General features: G+C 54.6%; 11 protein-coding genes. All 11 read right to left on the reverse strand.

Features of this window, described 5'->3' with window-relative positions:
• Nucleotides 1-10: 10 nt before the first annotated feature.
• On the reverse strand, nt 11-868 hold the full coding sequence (modD, locus tag GUC46_RS10455; RefSeq protein WP_130714594.1) for a ModD protein: 858 nt from the start codon (nt 866-868) through the stop codon (nt 11-13).
• On the reverse strand, nt 865-1,677 hold the full coding sequence (locus tag GUC46_RS10460) for a class I SAM-dependent methyltransferase (protein WP_130714595.1): 813 nt from the start codon (nt 1,675-1,677) through the stop codon (nt 865-867). Before GUC46_RS10460 ends, modD begins: the two co-directional genes overlap by 4 nt.
• Nucleotides 1,678-1,686: 9 nt before the next feature.
• Nucleotides 1,687-2,448, reverse strand: coding sequence for an ABC transporter ATP-binding protein (locus GUC46_RS10465; protein ID WP_130714596.1), 762 nt, complete (start codon nt 2,446-2,448; stop codon nt 1,687-1,689).
• Nucleotides 2,445-3,404: a FecCD family ABC transporter permease gene (locus tag GUC46_RS10470; protein ID WP_369707389.1), complete on the reverse strand. Its 960-nt coding sequence runs from the start codon at nt 3,402-3,404 to the stop codon at nt 2,445-2,447. Before GUC46_RS10470 ends, GUC46_RS10465 begins: the two co-directional genes overlap by 4 nt.
• 26 nt (nt 3,405-3,430) lie before the next feature.
• Entirely contained in the window at nt 3,431-4,453 is a 1,023-nt protein-coding gene (locus GUC46_RS10475) for an ABC transporter substrate-binding protein (protein ID WP_130714598.1), read from the reverse strand.
• Nucleotides 4,454-4,660: 207 nt separating this feature from the next.
• The gene (locus tag GUC46_RS10480; RefSeq protein ID WP_130714599.1) at nt 4,661-6,373 is read right to left on the reverse strand and encodes an alpha,alpha-trehalase; all 1,713 of its coding nucleotides are present in this window, start codon (nt 6,371-6,373) and stop codon (nt 4,661-4,663) included.
• 170 nt (nt 6,374-6,543) lie between these two features.
• On the reverse strand, nt 6,544-7,974 hold the full coding sequence (dhaM, locus tag GUC46_RS10485) for a dihydroxyacetone kinase phosphoryl donor subunit DhaM (protein WP_016150370.1): 1,431 nt from the start codon (nt 7,972-7,974) through the stop codon (nt 6,544-6,546).
• Nucleotides 7,975-7,984: 10 nt separating this feature from the next.
• A complete protein-coding gene (gene dhaL, locus GUC46_RS10490; RefSeq protein WP_003020881.1) occupies nt 7,985-8,617 on the reverse strand; it encodes a dihydroxyacetone kinase subunit DhaL in 633 nt (210 codons plus the stop codon).
• A gap of 11 nt (nt 8,618-8,628) precedes the next feature.
• On the reverse strand, nt 8,629-9,699 hold the full coding sequence (gene dhaK, locus GUC46_RS10495) for a dihydroxyacetone kinase subunit DhaK (protein WP_003020880.1): 1,071 nt from the start codon (nt 9,697-9,699) through the stop codon (nt 8,629-8,631).
• A 325-nt stretch (nt 9,700-10,024) separates the two neighbouring features.
• Nucleotides 10,025-11,299: a Glu/Leu/Phe/Val dehydrogenase gene (locus GUC46_RS10500; RefSeq protein ID WP_003020877.1), complete on the reverse strand. Its 1,275-nt coding sequence runs from the start codon at nt 11,297-11,299 to the stop codon at nt 10,025-10,027.
• 320 nt (nt 11,300-11,619) lie between these two features.
• The gene (locus tag GUC46_RS10505) at nt 11,620-12,588 is read right to left on the reverse strand and encodes a spore coat protein U domain-containing protein (RefSeq protein ID WP_008322599.1); all 969 of its coding nucleotides are present in this window, start codon (nt 12,586-12,588) and stop codon (nt 11,620-11,622) included.
• Nucleotides 12,589-12,591 lie beyond the last annotated feature (3 nt).

Below are 12,591 nucleotides of genomic sequence, written 5' to 3' on the forward strand. Positions count from 1 at the left end.
TTTTTTAATGTTATATGCCACGTGCGTCCGGGCTCAGGCTAACTTTGATATCCGCAGGTGGAGCGTAATAAGGTGCGGAAGTGATAAACAGCCTGATGCCACAGTCGAGATAACTCGCCAGCGAGGCGAGGGTAATGCCGCCAGTCAGCGCCAGCGTGCAATGAGGGGCCAGTGAAGGTGCCTGACGGGCAATGTCTGTCGCCTGCTCAGGGGTGAATTTGTCGAGTTGCAGAACATCGGGCGCGGCGCGTAGCGCGGCTAATGCTTCATCTGGCGTATCCGCTTCGACGACGATCTTTTTTTCTGGCGCATGGCTGCGTAAGCGCGCAACCGCGTTTGTCCAGTCGTTTGGGTTGGTAAGAAAACGGCGGTGATTAGCGAACAGCAGCACCGTTTCGGCGCATCCTCCGCGATGAATAATGCCCCCGGCAGCGAGTATTGCCTGAGTCGCCAACGAACGCGTGCCGGGAATGGCTTTGCGGGTGCAGGCAATCTGCCCATCAGGATAGCGTTGGCGCAGTTGGCTCAACATGCTCTCAAGATAGCCCGAAACTCCGCAGCTCCACTCCAGAACGTTTTGTACCGCTTTCCAGCCCTGGTGTAGCGCCGCCGCATTTCCGTGCGCACAAATTATTCTCTGTCCCGCGCTCGCTCGTTCGCCATCGGCCATAATATCGCTGACGGTTATGCCCAATGACGTCAGCATTTGTCTGGCAACGGCGGTGCCACTAACGCACCCGCCATGGCGATGGTAAAACTCCATAACGCCGGGCTGTGCGCCAATTCCCAACGCGCGGGTAGTCAGATCGCCGCCCTGAATATCTTCCAGCAGCAGCGCGTCGGTTTGCGCCTGCGAAAAGTAGATCATCGCAGCGCCTCCCGCGGCACACTGTCCCACCAGATAAGCGCCCAGTCACGGCTGGCGGGGGCAATCGCGCGTGGATCCTGCTGCTGATACCAGGTTTCCAGACGTTCGACCTCGTCGGCGCTTAGTTCGCCCATACTCCAGCGCACGTTTTCCAGAAAGCGCGTCCAGGTACAGTTGTCCTGCTGACAGTTGGGGCCGCGGATAAAATCAACGTGCGCGTGGATCCCCATCTGATACAGGACATTAAGCGCATAGATATAGTTGGGAAGTTCAATCACCTCGCGGCCCAGCGCACGTTGAATGGTGGGGGAAACGAAAGATGAACTGACGAGATGGGTGGTGTAAACCCGCAGCCGGGCCTGATTATTCAGTTTGGTCATCGCCTGGCGCATATCGGCAACCAGCGTAGAGCGCGAGGCGACGGCGATATCGCACTGGGGTAAATCATCCCAGTGTTCTTCCCAGGCCCGCTGCACCCACTGTACGTGACGGGCGTTCATTTGCACAGCGCGGCGGGCAGCAACGCTCAGCATTCCCTGGCTGTAATCTACGCCGTAAATTATTGGTATCTTTTTAGCCAGCGCCAGCGAGACCGTACCGGGACCGCAGCCCATATCAAACAGCGACTCCGCTCCTTGCAGGTCGATTTTCCCCAACAGCTGTAGCAAATAGCTGTCGGTTAATGAGGCGCAATTCTCCGCCATTTTTTCCGCACGTTTATCCCAGTGCTCCGGCTTTTTCTCGGTTCTGTTCGCCAGTTGTAACTGTTTACGGTAAAGATCGGCAAAATCAATGTCGTCAATGAGCATTCTTATTCCTTAATTGTGTGAGCCAAAGAGGTGATGGGTGATTTGTGACGGTGTAACGTGATACAGCGCAGCCAGGCGATCGGTGGCGAGCTGGTGTTCAGGAAGCCCCTGCGAAACCTCACCGTTCGGTTCAACGCGTACCACGCTGTCGGCGATTGCCCGGGCGTGCAACGGATGATGCGTAGACATCAGCAGGGCCATACCCGAATTTTTCAGCGTCACCAGCGTGTCGAGCAGACGGATCTGATGCCCAAAATCCAGGCTGGAAGCGGGTTCATCCAGCAACAAAAGGCGCGGACGTTGCGCCAGAGCGCGGGCAATCAATACCAGTTGGCGCTCTCCGCCGCTCAGAGTGTTCCAGCGCCGGGGCGCCAGGTGAGAGATCCCCAGCATCGCCAGTTGTTGATGAGCAATTTCGTGTTCTTTAGCCCCGGGAACCGCAAATGCCGCCAGTTGCGGGGCCAGCCCCATCATCACCATGTCCAGCGCAGTGAAGGCAAATGCGCCGTCATGCGCCTGAGGAACCCAGGCGATAGCGGCGGCGCGTTGCCGATCGTTGAGATGATTTATGGCGATGCCATCAAGAAGAATGTCACCGTGAAGCGGCGAAAGAACGCCGAGAATGGTGCGCATCAGGGTGGTTTTTCCGCTACCGTTGGCACCAAGCAGACAACAGACGGAGCCGGGCGGAACCTGAAAGGAGACATCGCGTAGCACGGGCTGTTGACTGTGGTATCCCAGCGACGCCTGGCGCACGATTAATAGCGTCATGGTCGATTTCCTCGCAGCAAAAGCAGCAAAAAGAACGGTGCGCCAATAAATGCAGTCAGGATCCCCAGCGGAATTTCCGTGCTGCTCAGCGTACGGGCGAGGGTATCGGTGAGTAGCAGCAAAATGGCGCCGACTCCCATGGAAACCGGCAGTAGTTGCTGGTGGTTATTGCCACTGAGGAGTCGGCCGATATGTGGCACAACCAGCCCAATCCAGCCGATGATGCCCGCGATGGCGACGGTGCAGGCGGTGATTAACGTTGCGCAGACGATCAGTCCCAGACGTAGTCGGGCGACGTTGATGCCAAGCGATCGTGCTTCATCATCCGAAAGGGTGAGCAGGTTCATGCGCCAGCGCAGCAGCAATAGCGGGACCAGTCCTGCCAAGATCAGCGGTGCCGAGAACCACAGATCGTGCAGCGTAATCGTTGATAAACCGCCGAGCAGCCAGAAAGTGATGGAGGGAAGTTGGGTATACGGGTCGGCCAGCGTTTTGATGAGTGAAATTCCCGCGCCGCATACCGTGCCCAGCGCAATCCCGACCAGCACCAGCGTTAACACCGGGTCGTGGCGCTTGACTCGCCGGGTAATCAACCAGACACCGGCGACCACGAATAAACCACCCGTGAACGCATACAGTTGAATAAACAGGATCGGTAATCCAAACAGGATTGCCGTACAGGCACCTAAACCGGCACCCGCCGCCACGCCGAGGATATCCGGTGAGACTAGCGGGTTGCGGAACATGCCCTGATAGGTGGTTCCTGCGCCTGCCAGCGCCGCGCCGAGCAGCAATGCAGCCAGAATGCGCGGCAGGCGGATTTGCCAGAAGACGATTTTGTCCTGCATCGGGACGTCATCAGTACCTGTAATAAGATTCACAACCTGTTGCGCATCCAGGCGGTACGCGCCCGATACCGCAGCGACGCTCGCGCAAAGCACCACCGCAGCAATCATCAGAAAACCGAGGGTAGATGTTTTCATCAGACTGCCACCAGACGTTGATACTGTGCATCGCTTAGCGTGGTATGCCAGAACAGTTCGCTGTAGCGCTGCATATCGGCTTTAAAGCTCTTGTTAACCTGCGGTTCAAGCCAGGCGTGCAGGCGGCGTAACCCCAGTAAGCGGTTGATGCCAGGAGGTGCATCCAACCAGCCAAACGGCAGACCGCTGAGAAACAGAATGCGCCGGTCAGCAACCGCTTTGACCCCTTGCCAGATCGGATCTTCTCGTAGGTGCTGCGCTGTCATCGTATCCTGCACCAAAATAATATCGGGCTGCCAACTGAGCAGATTTTCCATTGAAACCTGTGTGAGCCCCTGTCTTCCGGGGATGTGCGCCACATTCTGTAGCCCCAGCAGTTCTGCCGCTTCGGTATGCAAAGAACCTTGTAAACCTGTCTCCAGTCCTCTGGCACCGCGCGCGGCATAAAAACGCAGATTCGCTGCAGCTGTATGCGAGAAAGCTATTGCATTATCGATAAATCGACGGGCCAGCGCGGCCTGCATTGCAGTACGCGAGACGATGCCCAATGCTTCACCGGCTGCGCGCAACTGTTCTGGGGTATGGCGCAGTTCGCCGTTAATCAGCAGCCAGGGAATGTGAGTTTGTGCGCTCACTTGTCTGGCCTGAGAAAGCCAGGTTTCATCGGCATTGCCGCAGTCAACAACCAGGTCGGGTTTAAGCGCCAGTAACGCTTCAAGTGATAGGGTACTGGCGCGTCCTGCCAGCCTGCCCAGTTTCGGCAATGCCCGAATATCATCGTGGAACGGGATGGCGGTCTGGCGAGATAAATCAAAGGAGGAAAGCCCTACCAGTTTTTCCGGCGCGACGGCCAGCAGCAGCATGTCAGCGGGCGCCCCCGCGCTGACCACGCGTTGGGTTATATTCGGCCCTGGCGAGCCTCCAACGGCAACGGTTAGCGGCGTTTGCGCCAATGCGGGAAGATGGCGTAGCAGCAGTGCAGATGCCACGAGTTGGGCAAACATCCGTCTTGTCAGTGCCATTATCAGTATCCTGAAGGTTACAAATTCGCTATATATTTACATATACAGCGAATAAAAACATGTTCAGAATCAAATTCTCACGGATGAAAACACCGGATACCCCATAAGGGCTAGAGGGGATAGAGGCAGCTTAAATAGCGAAAAATATGACAGAAAAATCCGCGACGAAGCGCGGATTCGGGGAGTAAAACGGCTCAGGTAATGACGTTATGGCGTCGGTTGAGTCTGTTTTTTAGGCTCGGCTGGTGGTGTACTTGTCGGTGTTGGCCGCGATGCGGGTACGCTGTCACAGGGCTTCTCTTTGGCGCAGATCAGGTCAAGCATTTTTAGCGTGACGCCGTTGGTCCAGCCAAAACCATCCTGCAATGGATATTCCCCGCCACCACCGCCGGTGCCGGTGGTGCTCACGTCATATTTTTCAACCAGCTTTTTCTCTCGATCGTAGGTGTGCTGCACATTGGTAAGGAATCGCCAGGTCACATCCATCGAAACGTTATCCTGACCGTAATTCTGTAACCCGGATGCTGCGACCCACTGGAGCGGGGCCCAGCCGTTGGGGGCATCCCACTGCTGGCCGCTTTTCACCGACGTGGTAGCAAGGCCGCCCGGTTGCAGCAGATGTGCCTGGGTAGCTGTGGCGACTTTACTGGCGCGATCTTTTGCCGCCGCATTGACATACAGCGGGAACAGGGCGGCGGCCGTGAGCTGATTGCGTACTTTATGGCTTTTCAGATCGTAGTCGGCATACCAGCCTTCTTTGTCGTTCCACAGATACTTTTCGATCCCTTTTTGTCGGGCATTAGCGAAGCCATCGTACTGCGCCGCTTTGGCATCATCACCGGCAGCCTTGCTGGCGAGGGCGATCATTTTTTCCATTTTGTACATCAACGCATTGAGATCGACTGGAACGATGCTGGTGGTGCGCAGAGTACCCAGCTGATTAGGATTGTCCATCCAGCGGGAGCTAAAATCCCAGCCGGACGCAGCCGCTGAACGCAGGTCGCGGTAGATTTCTGTGGCAGGGCGATTTGGGTTGCTTTTAGCGGTGGCGATATCCTCTACCCAGGACTCTGGCCTCGGCGTATCGCGGTCATCCCAGTAGCGGTTCAAAATGGTACCGTCATCCAGTTTAACCACGCGCTTATTTTGCTGACCGGGCTGGAGTGTTTCGACGCCTTCCATCCAGTAACTGTACTCTTTGAGCATCTGCGGGAGGTATTTTTTCAGCACGTCATTCCCGTCATGCTGCGCCAGCAGTTCAACCATAAAGGCAAAGAACGGCGGTTGCGAACGGCTCAGGTAGTAGGTGCGGTTGCCGTTAGGAATGTGTCCCCAGGAATCAATCTCGTAAGCGAAGTTTGCCACCATGTCCGAGACCTTATCCCAGTGATTGCTTTCGGCAAGCCCCAGCATGGTGAAATAGCTGTCCCAATAATATATTTCGCGAAAACGCCCGCCAGGCACCACATACGGCTCTGGAAGTGGCAGCAGCGAGTCCCATTTTTCAGCGTCAGTTGTCGAGCGGGTGAGGACCGGCCACAGTCCGTCAATATGTTCGCGTAATGATTGCCCGGCCGGGGGAACGTATTTCTCGCCTTCTTTCGGTAAGGTGAAATTCACCTCCACAAAATGGCGTAAGTCGAATCCGGACTGATTTTTCTGCATCCGGTAATCGGCAAGGATCATGAGAGGATCGCTGTTAGGAACTGCGTCAGCAAAGGTTTTCTGGTCTGGAAACAGTTTAGCCGTTTGTACATCGTTAAACAGAGGTCCAAGCAGGATATCTGGCGGCTGCGGTGTAGCGGCTGGCGCGTCTTCTGCATTGACGGCAAAAGAGGAAAGGGCAAAAAAGGTACTGGCGAGAGTCAGTTTTATTGCAACAGAAAGCAGGCCTGGATGGCGAGTTGCAGGCGTTATCATCGGTTAATCTCCTTAGCGGTGTGCCGAAGTAGCGGCATTTACCATGAGAAAACCTTAGTTCAGGATCGACCGTTGCGCGTGATCGACACCCCATTTTGCGAACAAACAGACATTTCCCGACGCGAATAGGGAAGAAGCACACCCTTTGTCGAAAAGGGTGTGCTTCGGTATCAGTTTGCGCGGGTTATCCGCTGTGTGACACAGTCAATGGTCAGAGTATCGCCCATCTTTATGCTATCGAGAGCAGCGCCTTGCTGACACATCCAGCACAGACCCATTTCACGAGCGATAATCGCCGGATGAGAGGCTTCGCTGCCGTCCCGCAGGCAGATACCTTTGATGGTCTTCGGATCGAGTTGCAGTACCGTAGACGGATAAATGACATCAGCGACCAGGATAGTGGGGCGCAAGAACGCGGGAATTTGTGCGCTCTCTCCCGTCAAATGTTGCAGTGAACGAGACAGCAAATCTTCAATATCAATGTATCGCGCCTGCAGATAAGGGTCATCGAGCTGTAAATACTGCTGGCTGAGATCGCTCAGCACCTGATGCCAGGCCCAGGCGGCGCTGCATTGTTTTTCACGCATTACATCGCAGGCCATTTCAAACAGTTCAGGATCGTCCAACAGCGTGTGGTGACCGGAGAAGATGGCGGCGATATCTGCGGAATATCGTTCTTCAGCAAGAGCGGTGAGTTTGCTCAGATCGTTCAGCGTACTTTGGATGGCGGTCTGTAATCGCTGCTGCTCAGCCTGCAGTGATGCGGCGGACTGCGGGTTTACCTTTGGCGAGAACGGCGTGTGACAAAATGCCGTCCCCGTGACTTTTGAGGGAGCCAGAGTTGCCTTGTTATCAGTATGCGCGGGCTCGAGCGATTCACCAAAATTCTCTGCCGCCAACTGTTTAAATGCGGCCAGCGCATCCTCTGCCTGTTCGCCCTTAGCAATCAGGCGTAGCGTGTCATTACAGCGTACCTGCAGCAGGGCTATTTGATTCAGGCTATCAGGGACCACACACTTGCCGTTTTTCTCCAGCCACATGTCGGCGTTAAAACCAGACAACGCAGAAACCAGCCGCGAAGCCGGGCGGACGTGGATGCCGTTAGGGTTTTTCACCACAATGGCAACAGAACGGGCATCAGCGTCGGGAGACAGTTCTGCGGATGCGGGTTTCGCTGCGGATGGCGAAGGTAAACCCAGTTGTTCACATTTGGCGTCGAGGGCGTTCATGGCATCACGGATGACCCGATCGATATCAGCACCTGCGGCGGCGCTAACCGTCGCGGCCAGTGTGCCTTCAACCAGTGGTGCTGCGCACAAACGCACTTTGGCGGCAATGTTAGGGTCGAGCAGTTCCAGCGCGGTTTCCGCACTCAGTAATGCACTACCGATATCCATCATCACCAGCACGTGGTCCGTATCGGCCACGGACTCGATGGCTTCCATCACCTTAATCGGATCGGTGCCAATCGGATTCTCAGGATCGTCAATGCCTGCGGCAATGGCGATTTTGCAACCATCACCCATTAACATCTGCCGGGCCAGCACGCCGACACCTTCGCCCAGTTGGGCGCTGTGAGAAACAATAACCAGGTTTACCATCGCTTTATCCTTACTCTCTGGACGCCTGAGCCAGCATTTGCATCATAAACATGACCGACGTTGCGCCGGGATCCTGATGCCCAATGCTGCGCTCACCTAGATAGCTGGCGCGGCCTTTGCGAGCCTGCATGGTGATGGTGCTTTGCGCTGCGACTTCCGCTTGTTGGCTTGCCGCTTCCAGAGCCGCCTGGACGCTCAGCTTCTGTTCGCATGACTGGCGTAAAGACTCCACTACCGGCAGCCAGACATCGCACATGGTTTTATCGCCAGGTTCAGCCTTACCGCGGCTAATCACACCTTCTGCGCCATCACGAATCATTTGATACAGCTCTTCAAGCGTCAGGCTTTGATGAGCCTGAGTTACTTGGGCGGCGCGGATAAAAAACGTGCCAAACAGCGGTCCACTGGCCCCGCCGACGCTTGAGAGCAGCACCATACCGGTGTTTTTCAAAATAAAGCCGATGTCTTTGTCCGCGATGGAAGGCAGCTTTTCAACGACTTTGCTGAAACCACGATGCATGTTCAGACCGTGGTCGGCATCGCCGATCTCCCGGTCAAGTCCGGTGAGAAAATCACTTTCAGTGGTGAATATCTCACCGCAGCGATAGAGCCAATTAACAATCTGTGTTCTGTTGAGGGACATCATGAATCTCCTTATTTACCCCAGTTGAGAGCAGGGGTGTGAACCGGTGCATCCCATAAGTTCAGCGTTTCGTCATCCACCTGTAACAGGGTGATGGAGAAGCCGGTCATATCCAGAGAGGTACAGTAAGAACCGATCAGGTTGCGCTCAATGACGATGCCTGCATCCTGGCAACGGCTTTCGAGGCGGTTATACACGCCGAAGAGTTCAGACAACGGCGTCGCACCGAGATTATTGACCAGCGCAATAACCCGATCGCCACTTTGTAACGCACGCTTGCTTTCTTTACCTTCATGCCACGCGCCCTGGACGTTGTCCCAGTGGCGGAGCGTACGGCTGTAGTTACCGTTTTCCAGCAGGGTATCGAACATTTCATCAACGGTCTGATCGAGAGAGGTGAAGGTGCGGCGGTCAATGCCCGGTTCCCCGTGGATACCTACGCCAAACTCCATCTCGTTATCCTGTAACGTGAACGACGGTTGTCCGGCTGCCGGAACGGTACAGGCGCCAATGGCTATGCCAATGGAGTGGCCCTGGTTATTCAGCTTACGACCCAGCGCAGCACAGGCTTCCAGCGAGTCACCGCGTTCGGCGGCCGCGCCGACCAGTTTTTCGATCAATACGGTATTAGCCACACCACGGCGTCCGGCGGTATACAAACTGTCTTTCACCGCCACATCGTCATCCACCACCATGGTGGTGACCTTGACGCCGCTTTCGTGCAGCAGCTCGGTAGCGGTTTCGAAATTAAGAATGTCGCCGGTGTAATTTTTGATTATCAGCAGCACGCCTTCCCCGCCATCAATTTGCATGGCGCATTCGAACATTTTATCCGGCGTGGGGGAGGTAAAAATCTCACCCGGGCAGGCGCCGGAGAGCATGCCCTGACCAATGTAGCCGCAATGCATAGGCTCGTGCCCGCTGCCGCCGCCGGAAAGCAGCGCCACTTTGCCCATCACCGGTGCATCTGCGCGGGTGACATACACTGGGTCCTGATGCAGTGCCAGGGAAGGATACGCTTTCGCCAGTCCGGCGAGTTGTTCATTCAGTACGTCTTCAACACGGTTGATCAATTTTTTCATTATTTATGCTCCGCAGACAGTCCTGGATGGCTGCCAAATTCGGGCAGGCATCTGATGTAGGGTATCGGTTTGTACAACGTCACGGCGACCGCTCGCTGCCGATAAGGTAATTTTGCACACGGGTTTGCAAAAGAAAATTGCTGTGAACAGCGTTTCAATACGAAACATAGCAGCATAATAATGTTCCGTATTGGAACGTCATGGTGCATAAAACAGCGAAAGTGAGAGGTCGGGCGGTATTTGTGCGGAAAGTTTTTGAACGAGTTTTTATGGAAAACAAACCACCTGCAGAACAGGTGGTTTGTAGGCATGGTCGATTTCGGCGTTAACCCGGATAAATTCCGCGATCTTTTCGTGCCAGCAGAATGCGTTCGCAGGCAACGATGTAGGCTGCGGTACGCAGGGAGCAGGATTTCTCAGCTGCTTTTTCCCAAACATGCACCATCGCATCAGTCATGATTTTGTCCATGCGATTGTTGATCTCTTCTTCACTCCAGAAGAAGCTTGCCATATCCTGAACCCATTCGAAGTAGCTGACGGTTACGCCGCCGGCGTTACAGACCACGTCAGGCACAACCACGATACCACGGCTTGCCAGCACATCATCGGCATCCGGATAGGTTGGGCCGTTAGCGCCTTCAAGTACCAGTTTACAGGTCAAGGTTTCCGCACGGTGACGGGTGATCTGACCCTCAAGCGCGGCCGGAATAAGAATATCCATATCCAGGCTCCAGAAGGCCTCGCTGGCGATGGTTTCAGCGCCCGGGAAACCGGCAATCTGTTTGTGCTCTAACTGCCAGGCAGACAACGCGGTCATGTCGATACCTGTGGGGTTAAACAGCGTAGCGGTGTGATCCTGAATCGCGACCACGCGTGCACCAGCTGCCGCGAACAGTCGGGCGGCTTCGCTGCCGACGTTACCAAAACCTTGCACTGCAACGCGAGCACCTTCAACTTCGATGTTGGCACGGCGCGCGACTTCCAGACCGCTGACGAAAACGCCGCGACCGGTGGCTTTATCACGACCTAATGAACCGCCAAGGTGAATAGGTTTACCGGTGACCACGCTGGTCACGGTGGTGCCGTGGTTCATGGAGTAGGTATCCATCATCCAGGCCATGACTTTTCCGTTAGTACCTACATCCGGCGCAGGAATGTCTTTCTGCGGCCCAATGATAATGCCGATTTCGCTGGTATAACGACGAGTTAAACGCTCCAGTTCGCCTTCAGACAGCGAGAACGGATCGACGCGCACTCCACCTTTGGCACCGCCGTACGGCAGGTTCAACGCTGCGCATTTGATGGTCATCCATGCGGACAGGGCCATCACTTCATTAAGATCAACATCAGGATGATAACGCACACCGCCTTTGCCCGGCCCGCGGGAGAGGTTATGTTGCACGCGATACCCTTCAAAATGACGGATAGTGCCGTCATCCATCTGCACCGGGATATCGACAATCAGCGCGCGTTTTGGGTGGCGCAGGGTATCCACCCAATGGGAAAGTTCGCCCAGGTAAGGGGCCACACGCTCGATTTGTTGCAGGTAGGTATTCCAGGCAGATGTGCTGCTATCTGAAGCGTAAGATAACTTATCCATGATAAACCTTAGTTATAAAAGTAATATGTTCTTAATTTGGCCGTGGTATACAGTGAATCTCACCATATAAACCTAAATTTAACATTTTTTTCATAGAAGGGCCTGCCCGACCAGCACGAATTATCGCCATGATTAGTATGGGCTTTAACTTGCGATTGAATAGTTATTCTTTTTTTTGCTTGTATTTGGGTTATTTTGCATGGTGCGTAATTTAATATGCAGAATATATAAAAATCGTAATTTGTTAGATTTATGACGCACCTCTAAAAGTAAATAATTTGATAACAAAATGTATTTGCTTTATTGCGGTTAAGATGAGGTCAGTAGGTTACGGCGATGGTAACGGTATCGGCATAGTTGTCTGGCGTGTAGTTCGCGCTGGGGACGGTGGCGTAAACCGGGTAGGTAGTTGTTGTTCCCGTACCGTTGCCCGCGACGGTATTGAGTGATGTATTGCCCCAAACCGTACCGGAAGGACCTGGCGTCGAACTAAGCTGGTAGGGGACTTTATCCGTATTTGACCCCGTGCCCGCCATCACGCCGCTGCCTGCCGTATTGCCGTTAGAGGGCTGAAGTCCGATGGTGTAAGGCGTGTTATTGGAACAGGCTACACCCACGGTATTTGACGCCGTAAGGTTACGCCCGGTCGCCCTGGCTGGCGCAAAGCTAATATCGGTTGCAGAGGTGATATTGCACTGTTTGCTTACGGTCGCCGATACGGTGAAAGGCAGCCTGGCGGCAACGGTATCGCCACAGGTTGTTGGCGGGAAAAGCAATCCGGGATTGAGAGTGACAAGGGCTGTTGCAGTCGTATAGCTATCCTGATAATTTCCGGGGACGGCTGCGGTTTGTGGTGTGACGATCTGCGCCGATACCGTGAGTGAACCCGTCACTGGCGTCAGATTCAGCAGGTTAAGCTGTACCATGGGAAAAGTGGTTCCCGACTGATACTGGCTGCCCCAGACTTTGGTGCGCCCGCTATCCTGGTAAAGCTGGTATGCCAGTGTTCTGGCAGGCGTTCCGCTTAATGACATATTTCGCGGTGTCACCTGGCCACTGACGGCCGAGGCGCCAATATTAAAACAGAGATTGATCCCTGCCAGCGCGTCACCAAGCTCTTTGGTGCAGGTGTAACTGAACGTCATTGATGACGTTGCGCCTGTCGCAGACAGTGGATTGACCGAACCTAAATTTATGGGTTGCACATTGCTCACCGAACAGGTTACCGCATGGCTAATTGCCGGACAAAAAAGTACGGCAGCAATGAGTAGCAGATGTCTTAACCTCATGAG

Origin of the sequence: Citrobacter sp. LUTT5, from assembly GCF_009905315.1 — a bacterium.
Lineage (GTDB): Bacteria > Pseudomonadota > Gammaproteobacteria > Enterobacterales > Enterobacteriaceae > Citrobacter > Citrobacter freundii.